We start from the raw sequence: 23,711 nt of genomic DNA, 5'->3' as shown, positions 1-23,711 counted from the left end.
GAGAACGAATGTGAGCCAGATCCTCGTCGTCGCCGCCCTGATGGGCAACGCCGTCGCCGTGGGGGTGTTCTGCGCCACCGTGCTGGGCGGTGTCCCGCTGCTGATGGCGTTGCCCGGCGAGCAGTACGTGTACGCGCACGGTTTCCTGGCCACCCGCTACGACCCGTTCATGCCGGTCACGATCCTGCTGACGGCGCTGGCCGACCTGGCGCTGGTGGTGGCGGCGCCGGGCTGGGCGGGACCGCTGGCGGGCGGGGTGGCGGGGCTGCTGATGCTGTCGGTGGTCGCGGTGTCGCTGACCAAGAACGTCCCGATCAACCACTGGGTCACGGCGCAGGACCCGGCGTCGCTGCCGTCCGACTGGACCGAGCGGCGCGGCCGGTGGCGGTGGTGGAACGCGGTGCGCACCGCGCTGGCGGCGGCGGCCCTCGGGGCCAACCTGGCGGCGGCCGTGGTCATCGTCGTGTGACACCTCCGGCACGGACGTCCACACCCGGCGGCGGACGGAGGGCGACTTCGCCCGCCGTCCGCCGCTTTTGGGGTACCTGGGCTACTTCTCTGTTATGTCTGGTTGGCGAATCTCCGGCGCGGTATACTCGGCGCAGAGTATCCGTAACCGGAGAGTCTCATGGTCAAGCGCAAGGTCACCAATCCGCTCGCGTTGGCGGTGCTCGCCGTCCTCTCCGAAAGCTCCATGCACCCGTACGAGATGGCCCAGAAGCTCAAGGGGCGCGGCAAGGAGCAGAGCATCCGGATCAACTACGGGTCGCTCTACACCGTCGTCGACGCCCTGGTCCGGGCCTCCTTCATCGAGCCGGTGGAGACGTTCCGGGAGGGGAGGCGGCCTGAACGCACCGTCTACGCGCTCACGCCCGCGGGCAGGGTCGAGCTGAGGGAATGGCTCAGCGAGATCCTGCGCACCTCGACCAAGGAGTACCCCGAGTTCGAGGCGGGCCTGTCGCTGATGCCGGTGCTGTCGCCCGAGGAGGTGGCGCCGCTGCTGCGGCGGCGGGTCGAGTCGCTGGAGATCAGGCTGGCCGAGGTTCGCGCGTTCATGGACCAGATGCGCGCGAGCGGCCTGCGCCGCCTGTTCCTGATCGAGGCCGAGTACGAGGAGATGATGCTGCGCGCCGAGCTGGCATGGGTCACGTGCCTGGCCGAGGAACTGGAGGAGGGAACCCTCGAGGACCTGGAGATCTGGTACCGCTGGCACCAGGGGAACGAGTCCAGCCAGAGTTTCGCGGTCGGGGAGGATGAGAGCCATGTGAGCTGACCGCCGGCAATGAGAACCCCGGCGGGTGTTGTCGCACCCACCGGGGCCCACGACCTCGATCGACGCCAACGGATGGCGGCCGGTGATTCGAGGATCCCACACCAGGATATCCGGATCGCTCCCGCGGCACGATCGCCGAGCAACACCGCGGGAGATCCGTCATGTCCGGAGAGAACCTGGCCATCGAGGTCAGCGACCTCGCCAAGACCTACCCGAACGGCGTGTGCGCCCTGGACGGCGTCACCTTCTCGGTACCGTCCGGCACCGTCTTCGGCCTGCTCGGCCCCAACGGGGCGGGCAAGTCCACCACCGTCAAGATCCTCACGACCCTCACCCGGCCGGACTCCGGCACCGCGCGGGTGGCGGGCTGCGACGTCCTGTCCGATCCGGCGCAGGTGCGCCGGCACATAGGCTGCGTGGCCCAGAGCTCCGGCGTCGACCCGGCCGCCACCGGGAGGGAGAACCTGGTCCTCCAGGGCCGGCTGTACGGCCTGGGCGGCGGCGGGCTCCGCGAACACGTGGACGACCTGCTCGAGCGGTTCGGCCTGAGCGACGTCGCCGGCCGCCTCGTCAAGACCTACTCCGGCGGCATGCGCCGCAAGCTGGACGTCGCCATGGGGCTCGTGCACCAGCCCCGCGTGCTGTTCCTCGACGAGCCCACCACCGGCCTGGACCCCGAGGCCCGTGCCGAGCTGTGGAGGGAGATCGCCGCGATGGCGGCCACCGGCATCACCGTCGTCCTCACCACGCACTACCTGGAGGAGGCCGACGAGCTGGCGGGCACCCTCGCCATCCTCGACCAGGGCAAGGTCGTCGCGCACGGCACCCCGGAGAGCCTGAAGAAGGCCCTGCACGGCGACTCGGTCCAGGTCCTGCTGAACGAACCGCCGGAGGAGACGGCCGCCAGGAACGCCCTGTCCAATGTGGAGGGCGTGCACGACATCGTGGTGTCCGGCCGCGAGATCGGCGCCCGCGTCGACGCCGGCGCGGACAACGCGCCCGCCCTGCTGTCGGCGCTGGAGTCGGCCGGCCTGCGGGTGGCGTCGGTCACGCTGTCGGCGCCCACCCTCGACGAGGTGTACCTCCGGCACGCCGGCCGCACCTTCCGCAGCGTCCAGGAAGGACACATCCGATGACCGCCGCGGTGATCCAGTCGTACCACATGGCGGTGCGCGACCTGCGGGCCTTCGTCCGCCAGCCGTTCTACCTGGCCGCCACGCTCATCCAGCCGGTCATCTGGCTGCTGCTCTTCGGCAAGCTCTTCGCCCCGCTCATGGAGGACACCCACACCACCGACTCCTACATCGGCTTCCTCACCCCCGGCGTCATCGCCATGACGGCCCTCTTCGCCAGCGGCTGGAGCGGGATGGTCTTCGTCGTGGAGATGGAGCAGGGAACGCTCAACAGGTTCCTGGTCACCCCGGTCCGGCGCGGCGCGCTCATCACCGGGCGGCTGATCCAGCAGGCGCTGTCGGTGGTCCTGCAGGGCCTGATCATCCTGGTCATCGCGCTCGCCACCGGGGCGCGCTTCCCCGGCGGCGTGCTGATCATGCTGGTCTTCCTGGCCTGCGTGGCGCTGATCGCCGTGGCCTTCGCCTCGCTGTCCAACGCCCTCGGCCTGGTGACCCGCAGCCAGGAGTCGGTGATCTCGATCGCGCAGTTCCTGGTGCTGCCGCTGGCGTTCCTGTCCTCCACGTTCGTGCCGCGCCGGCTGATGCCGGACTGGATGAGCACGATCGCCGGGGGCAACCCGGTGAACTGGCTCGTCGAGATCGGCCGGCAGACCCTCGACGACCACGTCGACTGGTCCTTCGTGCTGACCCACGGCGCGGGGCTGCTGGCCGTCGCTCTGGTCTGCGCCTGGTTGTCGACCCTGGCGTTCCGCGTCTACCAGAAGCAGGCCTGACCGGGCCCGCCGGGCACCGGATCCCGGGCCGCCGTCTCACCGCGGCGGCCCGGGACCGGGCCGTGCACACGCTCAGGCCGGGGCGGCGGTCTTCTCCGGCTCCGGGGCGGCCGGGCGCTGCTGCTCCGCCTCCAGCCGCCGGGGCAGGGCCAGCGAGTACAGCGGCAGCGCCGCCGCGGTCGTGAGGACCGCGACCAGCACCAGCATGCTGAACACCTCCCGGGTGATGATCCCCTGGGCGAGCCCGATGTTGATGAAGATCAGGATCATCAGGCCGCGCGCGTTCATCAGCCCTCCCACCGCGTACGACTCGCGTGTGCTGAACCCCAGCGCGCGCATCGCCAGCGCGCATCCGAAGTACTTGCCGGCGAAGGACGCCGCCAGGATCGCCAGGAACGACAGCAGCATGGTTCCGCCGGTCAGCCCGCCCAGCTGGGTGTTGAGCCCGGAGAAGGTGAAGAAGACGGGCAGCAGCAAGGTGGATACCACGTTCATCATGCGCTCGTGCAGCAACCGCCGGAACGCCGCGTCGCGCGGCATGGCCAGGCCGGCGACGAAGCCGCCGAACACCGAGTAGATACCGATCCAGTCGGTCAGCCAGCCCGCGGCGAGCGGCACCAGTAACACGACATAGGTGTGCCCGAGGCTGATGTCCCCGGCGCGGGCGACGGCACGGCCCAGCGGCCGCAGCAGCGGGCGGACCACACCCAGCGCCACGGCCACGAAGAGCACCGACAGGGCGATCGTGCGTAGCGCCGAGCTGCCGTCGCCGAGGTGCACCGCGCTCAGCACCGCCAGCAGGCACCACGCCGCCGCGTCGTCGATCGAGGCCGCGAGCAGCGACAGCCGTCCCAGCCGCGAGTTCTGCAGGCCACGCTCGTAGAGGATCCGGGCGAGCATCGGGAAGGCGGTCAGCGACAGTGCACCGCCGACGAATATGGCGAAGAGCCACCGGCCGACGTCGTCCCGCGAGAGCTGGGACCACAGGGTGAACCCCACGGCGGCGCCGAGGATCAGCGCGGGGAAGATGCCCGAGATCGCCAGGACGACCGGCCGGTGCGCGCCGCCGCGTTCCCCGCCGCCGTGGTCGAGGCCCGCGCCCACCAGGAACATGTACAGGGTGAGCCCGATCGTGCTGATCACATAGAGGATCGGTGTCACCTCGTGTGGGAAGACGGCCTCCTGGGCGTCCGGGAACAGCCATCCGAACAGCGTCGGGCCGAGCAGCACCCCGGCCACCATTTCGCCGAGCACCCGGGGCTGCCACAACCATCGCGCCAGCCATCCGCACAGGCCCGACGCGGCAAGGATGACGATCAGCGCCGGAAGGACGTCGAGGACCAGTTCGAGGTTCTTGTCGGTGGCAGCGCCCGCGAGAACGTGAGCTTCCATTTCCCCTCCACCACGGCCCTTCGCGGGGCCGCATCGCCGGTCGTTTCCCGCCGATCCTGTTCAGGCCCGGTGGTGAGGGGCTAATGACCCGTTCGAGCGGCGCTGGTGCCGGACGGCGCGAGGCCCTCCGGGCCAGCCGTTTTACCGGCGCTTGATCTTGCGGTGGCCCGGCGGTCCGGGGTGGGGCGGTGTGGAATCCGTCCGCCCGGGACGACGCCCCGTGCACATCACCAGGGCACTTCGCCGGCGTCCTCGAAGAACGCGCCGGTCGGGCCGTCGTCGGGCAGGGCCGCGAGCTTGATGGCGATCGCCGCGCCCTGCTCGGGGGTGCGCACGCCGCGGAAGCCGTTGAGGTCGGTCGCGACGTAGCCGGGGCAGCCGGCGTTGATCAGGATGTTCGTGCCGCTCAGCTCCCGGGCGTACTGGAGGGTGACGGCGTTCAGGAACGTCTTCGACGGCGCGTACGCCACGGCCACCGGCCCCGTCGTCTGCTCGCCACCGGTTCCCGACTGCCGGGTGAGGGAGCCGACACTGCTGGACATGTTCACGATCCGCGGCGAGGTGGAGCGGCGTAGCAGCGGCATCACCGCGTTGGTGACGCGGATGACGCCGATCACGTTGGTCTCCACGACCGTCCGGATCTCGGCGGGATCGACCCGGGTGGGCTCCTGCGGGAGGCCGCCGGTGATGCCGGCGTTGTTGACGAGCACGTCGAGGTGCCCCGCCCGCTCCTCGATCAGCCGTGCGGCGGCGGTCGCGCTCGCGTCGTCGGTCACGTCCAGCGGAACGCCGAACACGTCGGCACCGGCCGCGCGCAGTCTCTCCACCGCCGCCTCTCGGCGCCGACCGTCGCGGGCGCCGACGCCGACGCTCCAGCCGAGGGCGCCCAGGCCCGCCGCGATCTCGTACCCGATTCCCTTGTTCGCGCCGGTGACCAGCGCAACCGTCCGTTCCCTCATGGGAACGATGCTGCCCCCGACCTTGACGAGGGGTCCAACACTGATCAGGTGGGCAGTGATACCGCCCAGGTATCGATCCCGGCTAGCATGGCCGCGTGGAGACCCGGGAACTGCGATACTTCGTCGCCGTCGCTGAAGAGCTCCACTTCGGGCGCGCCGCGAAGCGGCTCGGAATCGCACAGCCGCCTTTGTCCCGGGCGATCCAGCAGCTCGAACGCCGGCTCGGGGCGGCGCTGCTGGATCGGACCAGCCGCACCGTCACGCTGACCGAGGCCGGCTCGGTGCTGCTGGCCGAGGGCCGGGCGGCCCTCGACGCGATCGCCGCCGCCGACCGCCGGACCCGCCGCGCCGCGCTCGCCGCGACCGGCCGTCCCGGCCTGGTCCTGGCCACGAAAGCCGGTGCGTCCAGCGAGCTGCTGGCGAAACTGCTCGACGCCTATGCCGCCCACCCAGGCGCGGTCCCCGTCGAGGTCACCCTGTGCGGCCCGGCCGAACAGGAACGACTCCTGCGCGAGGGCCGGGCCGACGTGGCGCTGCTGCACCGGCCGTTCGACGCGACGGCCGGGTTCGACACCGAAGAACTCAGCACGGAGAACGAGGTCGCGGTGCTGCCGGCCGGGCATCCGCTCACCGTCCGGTCCCACGTGTACATGGCCGACATCATCGCGCTGCCAGGCCTGCCCCTGCCGCGCTGGCCCGACCGCGACGGCACCTATCCGCCCGGACCCGGCCCGCAGGTCCGCGACCACGCGCAGTTGCTGCAACTGGTCGCGCTCGGCCGCGCGTGCGCGGTCCTACCGGAGTCGTGCCGGGCCCAACTACACGGGGACGTCGCCGCAGTGCCCGTGCTGGACGCGCCGACGGTCACCACCGTGATCGCGTGGCCACCGCACAGCCGGTCGAGAGCCCTCGCCGACCTCATCCGGACTGCGACCCGTCTCTAGCCTTGCCTCGTGAGCGGCGCCCACGACGTTTGGGCTGCTCGAGCACTACCGCGGAGCCCCGGCTTCGGTGAACGACGTGCCATGGACCAGTGGACACCGGAGGAGATCTCGGCCCACGTGCGCCCGTTCCTCACCGCGTCGCACACCATCACGGAGTGACCTCTCAAGTGAACGAGGTCCTGCTTCGGAGCCTCACGCCGAGCGTGCTCGGGATCCTCGTCCGCCGCGGAGCCGACTTCGCGGCGGCCGAGGACGCCGTGCAGGACGCGCTGGTCGACGCGGTCCGCTGCTGTACGCCGAGGCGGCCCGACAGGCACCCGACCTCGCCGAGCGCGATCACCTGACGCGCCGCGCCGCCCGGCTCAACGCCCGCCGGTGTCGCTGATGGGCCGTGCGCGGGTCGTCGGCGAGCAAGGTCAATCTGGTCAGGACGGGTTGGAAACAGGAATCGTCTGCCGTGTCCGCTGGGCCATCAAGACCGTGATGGCCACGGTGAACCCCATCAAGATCGTCAGTGTGTTGAGCTGCTCGCCCAGTATCAGCGCGGCGAACAGCATGGTCAGCAGAGGTTGGAGCAGTGAGATCTGCCCAATTTTCGCAATCCCTCCGATCGCCAACGCCTGGTACCAGCAGAAGAAGGCGATAAGCGAACTTCCGAGCCCTAGATAAACGACTGCCAGAACGCTTTTCGCCGTGAGATGTGGCACCTCATGGTGAGACGCGAGGACGATGGCCAGCACCAGCGGAGATGCGACGATGACCGACCAACACGTGGTCAGCCAAGCCGGTGTCCGCCGGGTGAGCATGCCGCCCGCGACGTAGCCGAGTGCGCAGAGCAGGACGGCTCCCACCAGTTCCAGGTCACTTGCCTCGAGGCCACCGCGTGTGTCCAGCGCCAGGTAGCCCACGGTCAGCAGCGTGCCGCCGGCACACCACAGCCAGAATCTGGGAGCCAGCCGCTCCCGTGCATGCAGTACGGCCATGATCGCTGTCGCCGCCGGAAGGAACGCGATCGTCACGGCGGCATGACTGGCCGGCACGTTGCGGAGGGCCAAAGCGGTCAGGAACGGGAATCCCACCACCGATCCCAGCGCTACCACAATGACGGGACCCAGGTCCGCTTTCGGGGGAAGCAACGGACGGCGCAGCACGATGAGAAGTGGCACGGCTGCCATCGCCGCGACCAGCGACCGTCCCGGGCCCACGAGTTCCGGGCCGAACGCGGGCACTGCGAACCGGGTCATGGGTAGCGTCAGGCTGAAGCACACCAACGCGATCAGCCCGAGCCCCAGTGCACGCCACGGCGCGGCATCATCGGCCGCCGTCGGACCGGCTTGAATCGAATTCCCCACGCGTTGTCCCCGATGGTCCACCACTCGGTGAGAAACTAGATCGACGGTGTGCCGGAAATCAATTCTGTGCACTGGTCGTAAAATCCTGCCAGGTCGCTCTCGTGGTCTCGGGCGCCCTTGACCACCAAGGGATCCTCGACGGAGGAGAACGCGACCACCGCTCCGATCGCGCATCCGGCATGCTCTTCCTCGACCTCGCAGTGCGCGTCCATATAGGGTGCATGGAAGCCGAGTGATTGCCAGGCCCCAGTCAGATGGTCGAATTCTCCCACCGAGAGTGCTTCAACTGCCCAGTGATAGCCGAGGTTGTACTTCGCTCGCTGGCAGAGGTCGAGATCATCTCCTTGGAGACGCTCGACCATGACCTTGGTCCAGTGGCGACCGCACGCCAGCCATTTACTTGAAGAATGTGCCGGATACAGAGCGGGCCAGGGCTCTCCGGTGGCGGACTCGTAGAACTCTGCGTAGAGTTTGCGATGCGTGTTCTGCAGTGGCCGTCCGGGTTCTATTCCGTACTCTGAAGCGAATGGCTGTAGGACGTTCTGCATCGTGACGTAGCGCGCGTCGTACGGGGAGACGTCATGAGTGGCCTGGACGCTGGAAGCAATGATCGCGAACATCAGGTCGAAGGCCTCGTAGAGATGACCCATTCCCAGCAGGGCTTCTGCGTATGAGGATCTCGGCAGTTTGTGCAGCTCATCGCAGAATCGTGCGATCGACGTGTCGGAGCGTCCGGGCAGCTTCTCGAACAGGCGTCCTTGTTCTAGATCGAGTTCGTCGGCGGTGGGGGCAAGTGCATTGATCGCAGTCATGTGATTCATCCCCTGAAGGTGATCAATTGATTGACTCGACTTGATATGAGGAGAATACGTGATTGCATCTTCGTGTCAAGAAGATGGCCATGGTCCTTTGGGGTGCGGCCATTTCAAGATCGCGAGCATGATGTCATTTGTCCGGTGTGCGGGTCATTGTGGGGGTGCTCTAATTGATCAACTTGCCGAAGGGGCCCAGAAGTGAATGGCGCCCTGGTCTCGTCCGCGATGGGGGTGGGGATGCTCGTTCATTGCACCTGCTGCCCACCCCGGAGTGCGACAGGCAACGGCAACAAAGAAGCGTGCCGTTGGTGGGGATCCATGGTCGGTCCGGCCGCGGGCGGCGCACGGCCGGACCGACCACAATCGGTTTCGAGCGCCCGCCCGACCAGGACGGGCGACTCGACAGCACCGTCCAGGTCCCGATATCTGTGCGGGGACGAGCGCATCCACCATCAGCCCGTGAGGTCCGCCTCGACGGCGGGTGAGGAAACTACCCGGCGTCCGGCGGGACCTCACTCCCAGCGGCAGCGCCCGTGGTTGGGCAGGGAGTTGGTTTCGTTGAGGATGTCGCCGTCTTTCACCCATCCCCAGCGGCCGTTGTCGGCCTTGGTGAAGGCCCACCGGGTCGGGTGCGGTCCGTTGTTGTTGCGGCCGCCCTCGCACCGGTAGCTGAACCAGTTCCTCCCGGTGTTCAGCTTGCCGACGATGGTGTGGCCCTTCCCGGCCCACACCGCCGCGCCGGGACGGTTGTTGCACCACCAGCGGCCGCCGCTGGCCCAGCAGGGGGCGGCCTTGGCCGTGGTCGGGCGCTGTGCTGTCGCGGAGTCGGAGCTCGCGGCGGCGGCGTTCCAGCCGATTCCGGGGATGGCGGTCATCGTGGTGGCACCGATGACGGCGCTCGCCGCCAGGACCGCGGCACGCGCGATTGGCGCACGGTGATGGTTGATGGTGGTCATTGCGCAACCCTTCTCTGACACGTTCACTCCTCGACGCCCGCGACCGCGAGCGTCGGCGGGGTCTTGTTCGGCCGACCCTCGAGAGCGATTACAGTCCGTGTTGGCTTCATCACGGTGAGAGTACGTCGGAGCGGGGCTGGTGTATGTGGCGGCGGTCACACTTGGTCGCCCCTGTGTGGGCGAGGCGAATCGCGATCGTCCGGGCGCGAGCAGATGGTGCACGCGTCTCAAAGCGGTCGGACACGAGATCTGTGGTGAGCGCCCGGCGGGCCTCCGTTCTCGCAGGACGGGGTGTCGCAGAACCCGTGTCATCTCCTGGATGGATGCAGAGCCTCGGTGTGACGGCCGTCCTGGACCACGGGCACCGCCTGCTGGGGTGCTCCATTGCAAGAATGGCAAGCCCGCCCGGCTCTCGGGCTGGCACGCCCTCAATCGCGCCCAAGAACACGCCGCCCCCGGCGGACGGGGACGCCTGGGGCAGCCGCCGGTGCCGTAAAGCCATGGACGTGCAGTGAATATGCGCGTGCGCTGGGTGGGGTGCTGCGGTGGGGGTGGCCTTTTGCTGGTCGCCCCAGATGAGGAGCCCGTGGGCGCGGACGAGAGATGCTCGGCGATGGAGATCGACGCATTGCAGGCCCCTGTGGTTGACATCCGATCAGGCACATTTGGGTACCAATTGGCTCAGTGCTGAGGGTGACCGATGTTCGGCCCCAGCGGTCATCGCTGAGCTGCTCGGACCGCGCGGGGGCGCCGCTGTGATGACGGGGCGGCGAGAGGACGTGCCCTCTCGGCTCACCTTCCGCCGGTCGGTGCGGGATCTGGGGTGCTGTGTGGAGGGGGCAGTTCTGGACGCCTCTCTCGGTCTTTGCCGCTTGGTGGTGAAGGGTCCGGATCAGCGCTTCGTAACGGTGTGCGGTGATGGTCCATTTTGGGGCCCGGGAGTTCGCGGCCAACTCGCAGTGACCGGACCATTACCTGGTGAACATTTCTGATGTCAGAGTGCGTCAGGTTTGGCGGAAACCTGGTGGCTGCGGCGGCGCGTCGGGCATCACCAGCTGTCGCACCACCGGCACGTCTTGTTGTGATCTCCATCGAGAGGATGCTAATTTGTCATGGTGTGGGCGATTTAAGACTACTTGCAAGACGGAGATGGGTACGTCTTAGTTTATTGCCTTCGCGAATCTTGTAGGCAAAGGGATGATGAATCCTAGAAGGCTGTGCTACCTTCGGGTTTCGAAGATCATTCAGAGTTGCCGAGGGTACGGGAACCGTGGACTCGCAATGGAGAATCCCCTTTCTGTGAGGGCGTCCCCCGCCAAGACACCTTCGACATATAGCGGTGCTCATGGCAGGCGCCATGGCGGGCCGTGCTGTTCGGCGGTTCGCGGGGTGGCATCGCCCGCTGGTGAGCCGTGGCGGCGCGGTCGGTATGCATGCGACGTTATGCGTGGAGGACTCCGTGCCGCCGACCGGGCGCCGGTCACTCGGCTCCTGCCTGGAGACGGTGATCAGGGTCGAGACCCCGGGACGAAGAGCAGGGCGGGCCGCGGTGCGTGGGTGTCCGCTCCGGTCGTCGTGCCATGGACCGCCGTGTCCGGCGCTCGATCCCTTCCGTTCTCTTTAGGTTCGGTCACGGCTGTGCCGGGCGGAAAGCGCACACGCAGCTGATCAGTCAGTTGCCTGATATGGGCCGCTCCGAGCGGCTTCTGGTTATCGTTCGGCGGGGGGTGGCGAGACCATGGCCGCAGAGGGTGTGCGGTTCCAGGTACTCGGACGGCTGGCGGTCAGCGTCGGCGGGAATGTGGTGGCGCCGCCCCGCTCTCCGGTTCTGCAAGGGTTATTGGGCGTGCTGCTGCTGGCGCGCGGGGAGCCGTTGCCGACCAGGCGGCTCGCTGAGCTGGTGTGGACCGACCGGGCCAGGGAGACGAGCCGTGAATCGGTCCACGTCGGTGTCTCCCGATTGCGGAAATGGCTGGGCCGGCTCGACGGCGGCAGGACCGGACAGTTCACGGTCAGCTATGAGGACGGGTATCTGCTGCGCCGTCCGGCGGCATCTTCGGACCTCGGCCGATTTCTGGGCCTCGTCGGTGAGGCGCGCGCCCTGCCCGGGCCGGAACAGCGGTCCCGCCTTCTCTCGTCCGCCTTCGCGGAGCGCAAGGGGCCGCTGCTCGCCGGACTGGCGCGGATCGACCGGTCGGACGTGCTGGTGCGCGGCGTCGAGGACGAGATCCGGCAGGCGGCGATGGGCCTGGCCGCCTCGGCCCTGGAGGCGGGCTCCCCGGAGAAGGCGGTCACCGCGGTCGGCGCGCTGGCAGAGGAGCTCCCCTTCGACGAACTGCTACACGCCGCCCTCATCGACCTGCTGAAGGCGAGCGGACAGCCCGCCGAGGCGCTTCAGGCGTACCGGCGGCTCAGCAAGCATCTCTTGGCCGAACTCGGCGTCGAGCCGAGCGAGGAGGTGCAGCTCGCGCACATGCGCGTCCTGTCCGCGGGCCGTCCACTCGACGGCGACGCGGCGTCCGAGCCGCAGGCCGCCCCGGTGCCCGCCCAGCTTCCGCCCGACATCCCCGACTTCACCGGCCGGGCCGCGGAGGTGGCGGAGCTGGCCGGGGTCCTCAGCGGGGGGGCGGGCGCCTCGCGCCATCGGACGGTGGCCGTCGCCACCGTCGCGGGGATGGGCGGGCTGGGCAAGACCACGCTCGCCGTGCACGTCGCCCACAAGGTCGCGGACTCCTTTCCCGGGGGCCAGCTGTACGTGGACCTGCACGGCGACTCGGTGACCCCGGCCGAGCCGGGGGAGGTGCTCGGCAGGTTCCTGCGCACCCTCGGCACGGCCGGCGCCGACATTCCGTCGTCCCTGGACGAGCGCATGGCGCTGTACCGGAGCCGCCTGGCCGGGCGCAGGACGCTCGTCGTGCTCGACAACGTCGCCGGGGAGGACCAGGTACGGCCGCTGCTGCCCGGTACGCCGGACGCGGCCGTGCTCATCACCAGCCGCAACCGTCTCATCGGCCTGGAGGGGGCGAAGCTGCTGAACCTCGACGTGCTGCCCTCCGCCCAGGCGGTGGATCTGATCACCAACATCGTCGGCGCGGACCGCGTCGCGGGCCAGGCGGACGTCGCGGTCGAGATCGCGCGGCTGTGCGGCAACGTGCCGCTGGCGGTGCGCATCGCGGCGGCCCGGCTCCTGGGCCGCCGGCATTGGACGCTGTCGCACCTGGCCGATGTGCTCGGCGAGGAGCGGCGCCGCCTCGACGAACTCGTGGCCGGCGACCTGGAGGTGCGGGCCGGATTCGAGATGAGCTACCGGCTGCTCCCCGCGGAGACCCAGCGCGCGTTCCGGCTGATCGGGCTGCTGAACGCGCCCGACCTCGCGTCCTGGGCGGTCGCCGCGCTGCTGGACGTGTCCGTCCCCGAGGCGCAGCATCATCTCGAGCTGCTGATCGACGCTCACCTCGTCGGCGTCGCCGGCGAGGACGAGACGGGCCAGCTGCGGTACAAGGTCCACGACTTGCTCTGGCTGTACGCGCGGGAGCGCGCCGAGAGCGAGGAGCCGGCGGCGCAGCGGGCGTCCGCGCTGCACCGCGCTCTCGGGGGATGGCTGGCGCTGGCCGAGCAGGCCGCGGAGCGCATATCCGGGCCCTGCTACGCGGCCATGCACGGCTCCGCCCCGCGGTGGCCGCTGCCGGCCGCCGCCACCGCGCGGTTGCTGGCGGACCCGGTGCGCTGGTTCACCGCCGAGCGGGCGGCGCTGGTGTCCGAGGTCGCGCACGCCTGCGAGCTGCGGCTCACCGAGTTCGCCTGGGACCTGGCGGCCTCCATGGAGAGGTTCTGCGATGCCCGCGGGATCTACGACGACTGGCGCCATATGCACGAACGGGTGCTGACGCTGTGCCAGGAGACGGGCGACAAGCGGGGTGAGGCGGTGCTGCTGCGCGGACTGCTCGAAGTCACCGCCTGGACGTCCCCCGCCGGGCCCGAATCCGGCCCCGGACCGGCGATGGCCCGGCTGCGCAGGTCGGCCGCCCGGCTCCTCGGCCTGTTCACCGAGCTCGGCGACCAAGCCGGGATGGTCGACGCGATGGTGGCGATGGTCTGGGGCCGGGTGGCCGAAGGAGACAGGTGCGAAGCACTCACCTTGGCGCGGCGCGCTCTGCGCCTCGCGCACGAGGCGGGCTATCTCGCCGGGCAGGCGCGGGCCCATCACGTCATGGCCATCGTGCACGGGGAGGACGAACCGCAGCGCGCCGTCGCGTGCCTTGAGCGCGCGCTGCTGGTCGCGCACCGGCTCGGCAACCCCCGTTTCGTCACGACGGTCGTGCAGTCCCTCGGCGCGGCGCGGGCCATGTGCGGTGACGGCGCGGGCGGCAAGAAGCTGCTGGACGAGTCCGTGGTGATGGCGCGGGACCTGGACGACCGCTACCTGGAGACGTTCTCGCTGCTCCACCTCGCCAAGCTGTTCGTCGCCACGGGGGACGACCGGGCCAGGCCGACCCTCGAGCTCACGCTGGCCCACAGCCAGGCGGGCAACTTCTCCCACTACCTCGCCGACGCGCTCGGCGTGCTCGGAGAGCTGAACCTGATCGAAGGGGACGTGCGGGCGGCCATCATGTGCCTCGAATGCTCGGCGCAGACCTGGCGCACTCGCGGCTGGGTCCCCCATCTGGCACGGACGCTGCGCACTCTCGGTGACGCCCACGCCGCCGCCGCCGACCGCGAGGCGGCCCGGACCACCAGGGCGGAAGCCCGCGAGCTGTTCGACCGGATCTCCGACCATGCCGGTGCGTCCTGCGTCGAGGACCGCCTCGAGCGAGGGGGCATCACCGCCTGAACGGCGCGGCGTGGTTCGGCGTGCCCCAGGGATGTTTGTTCACGTCTCCATGGACGTCGCCCCGTGCTCCCCTCTGTCCCTGTTCGGTCTCGAAGAAAGGCATGAAACGCCGGTCATTTCCCTTCGGGAACACGGTATGGGCGCCGGGCGGGCTCGCCCGGCGCGGGGATCCGTCCGGTCCGGTCAGGCGTTCTGGTGATGGGCACGGCACCTTGCTCCAATACCGGTGCGGAGGCCGTCCGGCCACCGGTGTTCAACTGCCGCCCATGCACAGTTGAACACCGAGCCGTGGGCAGGACACTCGGAGTATCGTCCGTTTGCCCATCGTCGCGCACCCCGCGGGCGGGCCCGCCCCGGCATGGCGGATTTCGAGGCCGTCCCTCTATATATCCTCCCGGGAGGCAGTTCGCAGATGGCCGATGAGCCGCCGTCCCTCAGGTCGAATGTCATTGCCGAGCCGGTCGCCGACGAGGACCGCGCCGGGACGGACCGGCTCGCGGCCGAACGCGCCCGGCCCCAGGCGGCCATTGAGAGCCACGAGATCGACCAGGGCACTTTCCTCCGGGGCGTGCCGCGCTCTCCGCGCGCCCGTTCGCGTCCCATCGACGCGATGCTGCGCCCGGCGCCGCGAGCCCTGGCCTTGCCGCCGGCGGCGTCCTCGTCCCGCTGCACCCGGGAGGGACACCGCAAGCTCAGCAGTGACGCGGTCGAGGGGGCGTGGGCCTTCGCGGAGAGGCGCGATCCCGCATGGTCCGGCCACTAGTGCTCCGCGGCGTCCCGCGGCGGGATCCCGCGCGTGCCCCGCCCTCGCACCGAGGACGGGGGAGCAGTGCCCCCGGTCGGATTCGAACCGACAACTGGTCCCTTTTAAGGGGACTGCCTCTGCCATTTGGGCCAAGGGGGCGTGCGTGCTCGATTTTAACCATGGAGCACGCCATATCGTCCATATCTTTGATTACTTGGACGGTGCGGGGACGGGGCTTGTCCGAGTGCGCCCCGCTGCCGAAAGAATTCATCGAATTGATATAATTCTTTCGTGAATGGAGATCCCTTCCGGTCCGGCGGGGAGTGGGACGGCGGGCTGCCGTGCGCCGACCTGGAGGTCGCCATCCCGGCTGAGCGCGCGGGGACGCCCGCTCGGGATCGGGGATCCGCTCGACCAGCCCGGACCGCGGCATGGTCTCGTACTCGATCAGGTGCGTGGGCTCGTCCATGCCAGTCCTTCTCCCGGTCGTGGCATCCGGGGCGGGGCCGGGTTGTGGATGACCGTCCGGAAGGGCATGAATCAGGGACACCGGACGAAGGAGGGGGCGTCATGGCGACCGAGAAGGCGGAGGTCAGGCTGGGCCGCGTCTACGACGAACCGGCGGGTGCGGACGGCGTCCGGGTCCTGGTGGACCGGGTGTGGCCCCGTGGGCTCAGCAAGGAGAAGGCCCACCTGGACGAGTGGTGCAAGCAGGTCGCCCCGTCCACGGAACTGCGCAAGTGGTACGCCCACGACCCGGAGCGGTTCGCCGAGTTCAGTCGCCGCTACCGGTCCGAACTGCGGGACGCCGAACGCGCGGAAGCCCTGACCCACCTGCGGGACCTGGCCCGGGACCGTCCGGTGACCCTGCTCACCGCCACCAAGGACGTCGCCATCAGCCAGGCCGCCGTACTGGCGGAGATGATCCGCCCCTGACCGAGACCATGGCGTGCAGGAGGTCATCGAGCCGGGTGGTCCAGGCGGCGAACGTCCCGTGCAGGCTCGGCTCGTTCCCGCTGCTCCCCTAATGCCGCCAGCCGGTCGGGATCCACAGGACGTCCCCGCGCGCAGGACGGCCACCCGGCCGGGCCGCTCGGTGCGGGGGTCCGGCCCTGGCCGGCTCCGGCGGAACCTGGACGACCGGGGGCCTGACACTGGTCGCGGTCCTCCTTCTGACCCTCGGCGAGCTGTCGCAGGCCGCCGGCGGCTTCGGCTCACCGAGTGACTGACCGGCGGCCGGGCGATGGCCCGGCCGCCGGTCCGGTCCGTGCCGAGGCGCCCAGGATCATGCCCCGTGGCGGCCGCGGTACGAGCTCAACGACTTACCATTGGGCGACGGTATTCCAGTTCCATGCCTTGTTGTACATGCCGCCCGGGCTTCCCCCGTAACCGGTGCTCAACTCCAGCGAGCCCCCGGGGTAGGTCTGGAAGAGATAGGTGCCGTACTTCCGGTTGACCAGGACCTTCTTATGGGTCAAGGTGGAGTTCGTCCACTGGAACTGCTTTCCGGAAGTGCACTTCTTGGTGTACAGCGTTCCGGTCTTCTTGGCCGCCAGGCACTTGCCGGTGAGCCGGTTGCGGAGCTGGCTGATCTTCTTGTCCGGCGTCCAGGCGTACCAGACGTACGGAGGCTGAGCGCCCTTGTACTTCTTGCACGTCGTGTTCGCGGACACCTTGCCCTTCTTGGAGCTCTTCAGGCACTTCTTGCTGTACCCGTTGATGTAGTTGGCGCCCTTCTTCCAAGGCATCTTCTTCACGGCGGGGCCGTTCGCCGTGGTGGAGGTCACCGTGGTGGCCGCCGCGGGGGTCGCCGGCGCGGCTGCCGCCGAGGGCGCCGCCGCCGCGAGGGACAGGCCACCGATCACCGTCGCGGCGATGAGACCGCCGGTGACGGTCCCCCGTCCACGGCCGGTCTTGGCGGGAATCTGCATTGACTCTCCTGGAATGTTTCGATCATGCGGGAGCGAACGAATACGGGTTCGGCGGGGTGACGCAACGCTGAGCCACTCCGAGACTCTTCTCCTTTCAGATCCGAAAGTGCTGCGCCCGTCATTCATCCGGTGCGCCGATCCTGTCTCGCAGCGCTATCGTTCAGCTATCAAGGCGATAATCGCCCGGGGCGGACCGAGCGGTCAGGCCGTGACGGCCGCGGCCAGGGCCATGCCGCAGTAGGCGGCGCCGAGCCCGGTGCCGATGCCGGCGGCGGCGTTCAAGACGGCGAACAGGCGGGCGCCCTCCTCGGCCAGCCGCAGCGTCTCGTAGCTGAAGGTGGAGTAGGTGGTCAGCGCTCCGCAGAAGCCGGTCCCGGCGGCGGCCATCAGCGCCGAGCCGGCGGGCAGCGCGGCCAGGAAGCCGAGCAGTGCGCAGCCCGCGATGTTGACAGTGAAGGTGCCCCAGGGGAAGACGGTGTCGTGGCGGGACTGCACCGCGCGGTCGGTCAGGTACCGCAGCGGCGCGCCGAACGCGGCCCCCAGGACGACGAGCAGGATCGTCACCGGCCCTCCGCCTCGATCGGGCGAGGGCGCCGCGGCGTGCGGGCGGGGGGAGTCATGACGGGTCCTCGGGGGAGCGGCGGAAGCGCCGGGTCAGCAGGCGGGTCAGATGCACTCCGGTGTGGACGGCGGCCAGCGCGCAGAACAGTGTGGCCGCGAGATAGGCCAGCGCGGTGCGCGGGGACCCGGACTGGAGGGCCCGCTGGAAGTCGACGATGTAGGTGGAGAAGGTGGTGTAGCCGCCCAGCACCCCCACGCCGAGGAACGGGCGGGTGAGCGGGTGCGCCCGCCAGACCTCGGTGATCGCCACCATCAGCGCGCCGATCAGCAGGCACCCGGACACGTTGATGGAGAACGTCGCCCAGGCGAACCCGCCCGGCCCGCGCCCGAACGCCTCGGAGAGGCCGTACCGGGCCAGCGATCCGGCGACGCCGCCCGCCGAGATCGCGGAGAGCGTCACCCACGGCGCGCGGCGCAGCTCGCGGCGCTGCCTCGGAACGTGCAGGTCGATGTCGGGATCGACGGCGACGGGACGGGGCTCGGGCACGGCTCCTCCTACCAGGATGGACGATCTTCACTGGTAGGGACCGTTGGCGGCGGTCGCCGCGGTCGTCCCCGCATCCGCGGAGGTGGCGGGCCCCACCGCCACGGCCCCGTCCTGCGGGGCCGGGATCCATGATAGCCACCGGGAACCGAAGGCGGTGCTTGCGGGGCGGTCGCCGCCCTTCGGCGCTACTGTAAGGAACGTAGCCCGGCGGTGGGGCCCGCCGACGACCGCGGAGATACCGCCAACGGTCCCTGTCGTGAGACGACGGCGGAGCAGCGCTGGATCGCCAGATCCACGGTGATGACCCGCGTTTCCTGCGGCGGCCAGGCGACGAGGAGGGCCACCGAGGATGAGCATCGACGCTTCCACGCCGTACCCGCGTGCCGCCGACCAGGACGTCTGCGACTCGGCGCTGTTCACCATGCTGATCACGCGGGCGCCCCTCGGGGTCGCCTACCTCGATGGTGAGCTGCGCTTCCGCCGGATCAACGAGGCGCTGCTCGCCGCGCTGGGCCCGGTCGCCGGACGCGACGCCGCACGGCTCATCGGGCGGCGGCCCGCCGAGGTGCTCGACGCGGGCTTCGCGGGGGCGCTGGAGACGTCCCTGCTGGCGGCCCTGCGGGAGAAGCGGCCGGTCTCCGACCTGGAGCTGCGCATCGAGCCGTCCCCGGACGGTGCGGACGGCGACCGGGCCGCGGGCCCGCGCTACTGGATCTGCTCCTTCCTGCCGGTCCCGGCGGCCGACGGCACGGTGCGGGGCGTCGCCCTCATCGCGTCCGACGCGACCGAGCGCCGCGCCACCGAGGACGCCGTCACGCGGCGGGCCGAGTGGTACCGGTCGCTGATCGAGGCGACCTCCCAGATCGTGTGGGTGACCAGCCCGTCGGGTGCGGTGACCGAGGACGCGCCGCAGTGGCGCGCGGTGACCGGGCAGACGCCCGAGGAGTACCTGGCCGGCGGCTGGCTCGCGGCGGTGCACCCCGAGGACCGCGTCCTGGTCGAGACGGCCTGGCGGCAGAGCCTGCGCGAGCGGACGGTGCTGGAGGCCGGGTCGCGGATCCGCACCCGGATGGGGAGCTGGCGCCACTTCGACCTGCGGGCCGTGCCGATCTGGCGGGGCGGCGAGGTGGTCGAGTGGGTCGGCGCCAACACCGACGTCACCGGGCAGCGTGAGGCCGAGGAGATGCGCGGGCGGCTGACCGAGCAGCTGTCGGCGGCGGCGCTGCGCACCTCGCGGCTCCAGCAGGCCACCTCGATGCTGGCCGAGGCGCTCACGGTCGCCCAGGTGGTGCAGGTCATCACCGAGGTCGGCCGGTCGGCGGTCGGCGCCGACCACTGCGCGGTCGCGCTGCTCGACGACGACGGGCTGCGGCTCGACGTGGTCGTCCCGGCGCCCGGGCGCGGGGGCGGCGAGGCCCAGGCGCGCGGGATGGACGTCGACGACGTCGCGGTGGGCGAGCAGACCGTCATGTCGGTGGCGGCCCGCGAGGCCCGCCCGTTCTTCGCCGACAGCCCGGCCAGCCTGCGCCTGCAACTCGGCCGGGACGAAACGGCCTGCTTCGCCCCCGATCCCCCCGAGCGGGCCTGGGTGGGGCTGCCGCTGCTGGCGGCGGGCGCGACGATCGGCGCGCTCCGCTTCTCCTTCGACCGGCCGCGGCAGATCACCGAGGACGAGCGGGTGTTCCTGGAGGCCCTGGCGGGCCAGTGCGCGCTCGCGGTGGAACGCGCCCTGCTGTTCGAGCGCGAGCACGAGACGGCCGAGGACCTCCAGCGCAGCCTGCTGCCGAGCGAGCTGCCGCAGCTCCCGAACGTGCGGCTCGCCGCCCGCTACAACCCGGTGACCCGGCACGTGCAGGTCGGCGGCGACTGGTACGACGTGTTCGCGCTGCCGGACGGCCGGCTGGCGATCGTGGTCGGGGACGTCATGGGCAAGGGCGTGCTGGCCGCGGCGATCATGGGCCGGGTGCGCAACGCGCTGCGCGCGCTCGCGCTGAACGACCCGCGGCCCGCGGCGGTGCTGTCCGGCCTCGACCGGCTGTTCAGCGCGACCGAGCACGCCGAGCAGTTCACCACGCTGGCCTACCTGGTCATCGACCCCGACACCGGGAAGGGCGTCTACAGCAGCGCGGGCCATCCGCCGCCGCTGATCCTCTCGGCCGGGGACCGCCCCTACCTGAGCGACATCCAACCCGGCACCCCGCTGGGCTGGCCGAGCACCCGGCAGCAGGCGGCGTTCTCGCTGAACCCGGGCGAGACCGCGGTGCTGTACTCCGACGGGCTGGTCGAGAACCGGCGGCGCGGGGTCGACACCGGCCTCGACGACCTGGTCGCCGCCGCCGCCGAGCTGCCGCCGGAGGAGGCGGCCGACCCCGAGCGGCTCGTCGACTACCTGGTCGACCGGCTGCTCTCCGGCTACGAGCAGTCCGACGACGTGACGATCCTCGCCGTGCACGCACCGCTGAACGGCGCCTGACTCTATCGGCGTCCTGTCAATCGGAGTCGGGGGAGTCCGCCGGGCCCGGGGCGCCGGCGGCGGCGAGGCCGGGCACCACCCGCTCGATCAGGTGCAGCAGGACCTCTTCGAGGAGGAGGTGCGCCTGGGCCCTGCTCAGCCGGCCCTGCTTGAGCCACTCGCGGGTGGCGGCCTCGGCGAGCCCGGAGTAGCCGCGGAAGGCCGACCGCACCTCGGCGTGCTCGCGCGACAGCGAGGTCAGCCCGACCACTTCGGTCATGTGGTCGACCGCGCGCTCCCGCGCCTCCTCCAGGATCCGTTCCAGCTCGCCGTCGCCGCCGGAGGCGGTCAGGTCGAGCGCGGTGAGCCAGGTCTCCTGGTTGCGCGACAGCAGTTCGAGCCAGGCGTCGATGCTCTGGTGCACGCGCTCGCGCACGCTCGCGCCCTCGACGAAGGCCGGGATCGGGATCGGCGGGACGCCCATCATCTCGCTGACGGCGGCGAGGTACAGCTCGCGCCTGGTACCGAAGTAGTGGTTGAGCAGCCCCCGGCTGACGCCGGCCGCGGCGGCGATCTCGGTGTTGGAGACCGTCCCGTACGGGCGCCGGCTGAACAGGGCGCGGGCACAGGCCAGGATCTGGTCGCGCCGTTCGTCGGGCTCCTTGCGGACCCGGCGCGACGGCGGGACGGGCGGGTGCTCGCTCACGGGGTCCTCACGGTCGGCGGCCGGCGGGGCGTGCCCGCCGGCCGTGTCGGCGCTCTGACGATGGAAGCGCTCATACCGTCAGCGGTCCGTCCCGAGGCGGGGCGCGGGCACCCGTGCCCGGACCGGTTGCTCGAGCTGGTCGTCGGCCCAGAAGTCCTCGAGCTCCTCGGCGGTGAGGTCGGCGACCGGGACGGGGGGAAGGGTCCGGCCGGTGCGGGTGGCCCAGACGGTGAACAGCATGAGCGCGAGCAGATCGGTGTCCGAGAGGACGCGGTGGGGGTCGCCCGGGTCGCCGAGCGGCGGCGACGGCTCTGTGTCCGGCAGCGGCATCGTATGACTCTTACGTTGGGGAAGCGGGGTGTACGGAAACCACTGTGGCCTTCCGGCGGCCCGGATATGGCGGTCATCGAGGAATCCGGACAGGATCGGATGATCGGTGCGCGGAGCAAGGGTCATTCGTCACCATTCGCTCCACAGTCCGGCCGATTCAGCACGGGTCCGATGGATGACGTGGACGGGCCGAAAACCGATGCCGGAGAATGTGTCAGGTGACCGGTGCCGGCACGGCGCCGGTGGGATCATGTCCTCTGATCCGGACCCTGTGTTCTCACCCACGATCGAGCGGATGAGGGGTATGCCCGACGACGATCGCGCACGCGCACTGGACGCCTTCATCGCCGAACTGAACAGGGCCTGGAAGATCGCCGGGCCGCCGACCTACGCGGTGCTGGAGGAGCTGTCGCGCCGGCTCGAGTCCGATTCGCTGCCGGTCTTTGGGGTGCGCGTCATCGCACTTCCGAAGTCGACGGTGAACGACCTGCTGAAATGCCGCCGGCGGCGGGCGCCGAGATGGCAGCTGGTCGCGTCCTTCTGGGCCCTGCTGCGGGTGGTCGCGATCGAGGGCTCGGTGAATCCGGACCGCCTCGGCACCCTCGACGAATGGCGCCGCAAGTACGAGGCGATCGACGGCCCCCCGCACGAGGCCCCGCACCAGGCCGGAGGGGCCGTGGCCAGCGTCGCCGGCGCGGCGGCCGTGGCCGGGCGGCCGGGCGCGGTGCTCCAGGCCGGGCACGCGGGCACGGGACGGTCCCGGGCCGGCCGCGCGGGCGCGAGACCGAGTGCGGGGGTGCGGCCGAGGACGGGGTCGCGGCCGGGGCCGGGCCCGGTGGGCCTCGCCCGCAGCGACGCGCTCGGCAGGCGTCCGTCCGGCGACGCCGAGGAGTCCAGGCGGGCCTGGCTGCTCGCGCTGACCAGGCAGGCCGCGGCGCTCGCCTGGTGGGCCGACTACCGCGACGTGGTGCCGGAGTGGTTCGAGACCTACCTCAGCCTGGAGCCGGACGCCGCCGTCCTCCAGGTCTACGAGCCGCGCTTCATCCCGGGCCTGTTGCAGACCGAGGGGTACGCCCGCGCCACCATCCGGAGCGGCCGTCCCGGCGCGGACGCCGCCGAGATCGACCGGCGCGTCGAGCTGCGGATGCGCCGCCAGGGGATCCTGCGCCGCGAGGGCGCCCCCCAGTTGCGGGCGACCATCGACGAGCGCGTGCTGCGGGCCGGTCCCGGGCCCGGCGGCGCCGCGATGATGCGCGATCAGATCGGGCATCTGATCGAGGCGTCCGCGCTCCCGAACGTGCGGATCCAGCTCCTGCCGGCCGGTGCCGGGGGCCCGGCCGCGGCGCTCGACGGGCCGGTCACGCATCTGCGTTTTCCCGGGCGCGACATTCCCGATGTGGTCTATCTCGAACAGCTCACCTACGCGCTTTATCCGGAGAAGTCCAAGGACGTCCGGCATTACTGGGGAGTGCTCGCCCGCTTGGCGGTCGCCGCCGACCGGCCGGGGGCGAGTGTCGCGCGCCTCGCCCGGACGCTCGGCGAATTCTAGAATGCGTGATCTCGCCCCTATGGACCGCATCTCTCTTATGTCTGATATCGACGGAGATGGCGCGCGCCGGGGAGTGCTTGCTAGGTTAGGTGAGCCTTACTTCTCATGTACTCCGTCCCCCGTGGAGGCACCGCCGTGACGAACCCCTTCGACGACCCCGACGCCGCCTTCCTCGTGCTCGTCAACGACGAGGGCCAGCACTCGCTCTGGCCCGCGTTCGCCGAGGTCCCCGCGGGATGGGCGGCGGCGTTCGGTCCCGGGCCCCGCGCCGGGTGCCTGGAGTACGTCGAGACCCACTGGACCGATCTGCGTCCCCGGAGCCTCGCCGCCCGCGCCGCGGGCTGAAGCGGAGCTGCGGCGGCGGCGCTGGAGCGGGCTGGAGTGGGCGCGGTGCGGCGCCCCGCGCACTCGTCCGGTAACAACCGGACGGCGGCTTTATTGCATTTATTGTCAATGCTTGTG

Annotated in this window: 22 protein-coding genes and 1 tRNA gene; 12 read left to right on the top strand and 11 right to left on the bottom strand. The window is 70.4% G+C overall.

Translation table 11 applies throughout. The features are described 5' to 3' along the window. Positions 1-10: 10 nt before the first annotated feature. From OHA34_RS06330 to OHA34_RS06315, 4 genes are all read left to right on the top strand, one after another. Positions 11-469, top strand: coding sequence for a DUF1772 domain-containing protein (locus OHA34_RS06330; RefSeq protein ID WP_329520962.1), 459 nt, complete (start codon positions 11-13; stop codon positions 467-469). Positions 470-628: 159 nt separating this feature from the next. Then, on the top strand, positions 629-1,273 hold the full coding sequence (locus tag OHA34_RS06325; RefSeq protein ID WP_285940162.1) for a PadR family transcriptional regulator: 645 nt from the start codon (positions 629-631) through the stop codon (positions 1,271-1,273). Between the two features lie 161 nt (positions 1,274-1,434). Continuing rightward, positions 1,435-2,409, top strand: a complete 975-nt coding sequence (locus OHA34_RS06320; protein WP_329520961.1) for an ATP-binding cassette domain-containing protein — start codon at positions 1,435-1,437, stop codon at positions 2,407-2,409. After that, on the top strand, positions 2,406-3,179 hold the full coding sequence (locus OHA34_RS06315; RefSeq protein ID WP_285940160.1) for an ABC transporter permease: 774 nt from the start codon (positions 2,406-2,408) through the stop codon (positions 3,177-3,179). The genes OHA34_RS06320 and OHA34_RS06315 overlap by 4 nt, the downstream gene beginning before the upstream one ends. A gap of 72 nt (positions 3,180-3,251) precedes the next feature. Here the strand turns inward: OHA34_RS06315 and OHA34_RS06310 are convergent, their stop codons facing one another. Then, on the bottom strand, positions 3,252-4,571 hold the full coding sequence (locus OHA34_RS06310; protein WP_329520960.1) for a cation:proton antiporter: 1,320 nt from the start codon (positions 4,569-4,571) through the stop codon (positions 3,252-3,254). Between the two features lie 227 nt (positions 4,572-4,798). Beyond that, the gene (locus tag OHA34_RS06305) at positions 4,799-5,530 is read right to left on the bottom strand and encodes an SDR family NAD(P)-dependent oxidoreductase (RefSeq protein WP_329520959.1); all 732 of its coding nucleotides are present in this window, start codon (positions 5,528-5,530) and stop codon (positions 4,799-4,801) included. A gap of 95 nt (positions 5,531-5,625) precedes the next feature. On the opposite strand from OHA34_RS06305, the gene OHA34_RS06300 reads away from it, so the two are divergent. Then, complete coding sequence (locus OHA34_RS06300; protein WP_329520958.1) at positions 5,626-6,474, top strand: LysR family transcriptional regulator; 849 nt, start codon at positions 5,626-5,628, stop codon at positions 6,472-6,474. A 155-nt stretch (positions 6,475-6,629) separates the two neighbouring features. Next, a complete protein-coding gene (locus tag OHA34_RS38420; protein ID WP_443029617.1) occupies positions 6,630-6,818 on the top strand; it encodes a hypothetical protein in 189 nt (62 codons plus the stop codon). A gap of 81 nt (positions 6,819-6,899) precedes the next feature. Here the strand turns inward: OHA34_RS38420 and OHA34_RS06290 are convergent, their stop codons facing one another. From OHA34_RS06290 to OHA34_RS06280, 3 genes are all read right to left on the bottom strand, one after another. After that, the gene (locus tag OHA34_RS06290) at positions 6,900-7,826 is read right to left on the bottom strand and encodes a DMT family transporter (RefSeq protein ID WP_329520957.1); all 927 of its coding nucleotides are present in this window, start codon (positions 7,824-7,826) and stop codon (positions 6,900-6,902) included. A gap of 35 nt (positions 7,827-7,861) precedes the next feature. After that, entirely contained in the window at positions 7,862-8,638 is a 777-nt protein-coding gene (locus tag OHA34_RS06285) for a hypothetical protein (protein WP_329520956.1), read from the bottom strand. Positions 8,639-9,153: 515 nt separating this feature from the next. After that, positions 9,154-9,597 (bottom strand): hypothetical protein, encoded by a 444-nt coding sequence (locus OHA34_RS06280; RefSeq protein ID WP_329520955.1) that lies wholly within the window; start codon positions 9,595-9,597, stop codon positions 9,154-9,156. Positions 9,598-11,335: 1,738 nt separating this feature from the next. Here OHA34_RS06280 and OHA34_RS06275 point away from each other — a divergent pair. Then, the gene (locus OHA34_RS06275; RefSeq protein WP_329520954.1) at positions 11,336-14,428 is read left to right on the top strand and encodes an AfsR/SARP family transcriptional regulator; all 3,093 of its coding nucleotides are present in this window, start codon (positions 11,336-11,338) and stop codon (positions 14,426-14,428) included. A gap of 412 nt (positions 14,429-14,840) precedes the next feature. Beyond that, the gene (locus OHA34_RS06270) at positions 14,841-15,191 is read left to right on the top strand and encodes a hypothetical protein (RefSeq protein WP_329520953.1); all 351 of its coding nucleotides are present in this window, start codon (positions 14,841-14,843) and stop codon (positions 15,189-15,191) included. A 67-nt stretch (positions 15,192-15,258) separates the two neighbouring features. Here the strand turns inward: OHA34_RS06270 and OHA34_RS06265 are convergent. Further along, a tRNA-Leu gene (locus OHA34_RS06265) sits at positions 15,259-15,332 on the bottom strand. 411 nt (positions 15,333-15,743) lie between these two features. Here OHA34_RS06265 and OHA34_RS06260 point away from each other — a divergent pair. Further along, positions 15,744-16,109 (top strand): DUF488 domain-containing protein, encoded by a 366-nt coding sequence (locus OHA34_RS06260; protein ID WP_285940151.1) that lies wholly within the window; start codon positions 15,744-15,746, stop codon positions 16,107-16,109. A 386-nt stretch (positions 16,110-16,495) separates the two neighbouring features. Here the strand turns inward: OHA34_RS06260 and OHA34_RS06255 are convergent, their stop codons facing one another. From OHA34_RS06255 to OHA34_RS06245, 3 genes are all read right to left on the bottom strand, one after another. Continuing rightward, positions 16,496-17,104 carry a hypothetical protein gene (locus OHA34_RS06255; RefSeq protein ID WP_329520952.1) on the bottom strand — a complete coding sequence of 203 codons (609 nt, stop codon included), beginning with the start codon at positions 17,102-17,104 and terminating at the stop codon, positions 16,496-16,498. A 201-nt stretch (positions 17,105-17,305) separates the two neighbouring features. Further along, positions 17,306-17,668 (bottom strand): fluoride efflux transporter FluC, encoded by a 363-nt coding sequence (locus tag OHA34_RS06250; protein ID WP_329520951.1) that lies wholly within the window; start codon positions 17,666-17,668, stop codon positions 17,306-17,308. 52 nt (positions 17,669-17,720) lie between these two features. Further along, a complete protein-coding gene (locus tag OHA34_RS06245) occupies positions 17,721-18,212 on the bottom strand; it encodes a fluoride efflux transporter FluC (protein ID WP_329520950.1) in 492 nt (163 codons plus the stop codon). A gap of 349 nt (positions 18,213-18,561) precedes the next feature. On the opposite strand from OHA34_RS06245, the gene OHA34_RS06240 reads away from it, so the two are divergent. Beyond that, positions 18,562-20,685: a SpoIIE family protein phosphatase gene (locus tag OHA34_RS06240; RefSeq protein WP_285940146.1), complete on the top strand. Its 2,124-nt coding sequence runs from the start codon at positions 18,562-18,564 to the stop codon at positions 20,683-20,685. A 16-nt stretch (positions 20,686-20,701) separates the two neighbouring features. On the opposite strand, the gene OHA34_RS06235 is transcribed toward OHA34_RS06240, so the two are convergent. Both OHA34_RS06235 and OHA34_RS06230 read right to left on the bottom strand, forming a co-directional pair. Next, positions 20,702-21,370 (bottom strand): TetR/AcrR family transcriptional regulator, encoded by a 669-nt coding sequence (locus tag OHA34_RS06235; protein ID WP_329520949.1) that lies wholly within the window; start codon positions 21,368-21,370, stop codon positions 20,702-20,704. Between the two features lie 78 nt (positions 21,371-21,448). After that, the gene (locus tag OHA34_RS06230) at positions 21,449-21,700 is read right to left on the bottom strand and encodes a hypothetical protein (protein WP_285940144.1); all 252 of its coding nucleotides are present in this window, start codon (positions 21,698-21,700) and stop codon (positions 21,449-21,451) included. A gap of 304 nt (positions 21,701-22,004) precedes the next feature. Here OHA34_RS06230 and OHA34_RS06225 point away from each other — a divergent pair, with 304 nt between their 5' ends. Further along, the gene (locus tag OHA34_RS06225; protein ID WP_329520948.1) at positions 22,005-23,249 is read left to right on the top strand and encodes a DUF5753 domain-containing protein; all 1,245 of its coding nucleotides are present in this window, start codon (positions 22,005-22,007) and stop codon (positions 23,247-23,249) included. 135 nt (positions 23,250-23,384) lie between these two features. Further along, entirely contained in the window at positions 23,385-23,594 is a 210-nt protein-coding gene (locus OHA34_RS06220; RefSeq protein ID WP_329520947.1) for an MbtH family protein, read from the top strand. Positions 23,595-23,711 lie beyond the last annotated feature (117 nt).

It is taken from the genome of Spirillospora sp. NBC_01491, assembly GCF_036227065.1.
GTDB classification, from domain to species: domain Bacteria; phylum Actinomycetota; class Actinomycetes; order Streptosporangiales; family Streptosporangiaceae; genus Spirillospora; species Spirillospora xylanilytica.
The sequence above is the reverse complement of the archived record's forward strand: the minus strand, read 5'-3'. Positions and strand labels throughout refer to the sequence as shown.

Excerpts from the sequence above, each read along its gene's own strand:
- OHA34_RS06310 (WP_329520960.1), bottom strand. The coding sequence starts at position 4,571 with ATGGAAGCTCACGTTCTCGCGGGCGCTGCCACCGACAAGAACCTCGAA.
- OHA34_RS06285 (WP_329520956.1), bottom strand. The coding sequence starts at position 8,638 with ATGACTGCGATCAATGCACTTGCCCCCACCGCCGACGAACTCGATCTA.
- OHA34_RS06240 (WP_285940146.1), top strand. The coding sequence starts at position 18,562 with ATGAGCATCGACGCTTCCACGCCGTACCCGCGTGCCGCCGACCAGGAC.
- OHA34_RS06325 (WP_285940162.1), top strand. The coding sequence starts at position 629 with ATGGTCAAGCGCAAGGTCACCAATCCGCTCGCGTTGGCGGTGCTCGCC.
- OHA34_RS06275 (WP_329520954.1), top strand. The coding sequence starts at position 11,336 with ATGGCCGCAGAGGGTGTGCGGTTCCAGGTACTCGGACGGCTGGCGGTC.
- OHA34_RS06225 (WP_329520948.1), top strand. The coding sequence starts at position 22,005 with ATGCCCGACGACGATCGCGCACGCGCACTGGACGCCTTCATCGCCGAA.
- OHA34_RS06305 (WP_329520959.1), bottom strand. The coding sequence starts at position 5,530 with ATGAGGGAACGGACGGTTGCGCTGGTCACCGGCGCGAACAAGGGAATC.
- OHA34_RS06255 (WP_329520952.1), bottom strand. The coding sequence starts at position 17,104 with ATGCAGATTCCCGCCAAGACCGGCCGTGGACGGGGGACCGTCACCGGC.
- OHA34_RS06270 (WP_329520953.1), top strand. The coding sequence starts at position 14,841 with ATGGCCGATGAGCCGCCGTCCCTCAGGTCGAATGTCATTGCCGAGCCG.
- OHA34_RS06280 (WP_329520955.1), bottom strand. The coding sequence starts at position 9,597 with ATGACCACCATCAACCATCACCGTGCGCCAATCGCGCGTGCCGCGGTC.
- OHA34_RS06260 (WP_285940151.1), top strand. The coding sequence starts at position 15,744 with ATGGCGACCGAGAAGGCGGAGGTCAGGCTGGGCCGCGTCTACGACGAA.
- OHA34_RS06230 (WP_285940144.1), bottom strand. The coding sequence starts at position 21,700 with ATGCCGCTGCCGGACACAGAGCCGTCGCCGCCGCTCGGCGACCCGGGC.
- OHA34_RS06315 (WP_285940160.1), top strand. The coding sequence starts at position 2,406 with ATGACCGCCGCGGTGATCCAGTCGTACCACATGGCGGTGCGCGACCTG.
- OHA34_RS06320 (WP_329520961.1), top strand. The coding sequence starts at position 1,435 with ATGTCCGGAGAGAACCTGGCCATCGAGGTCAGCGACCTCGCCAAGACC.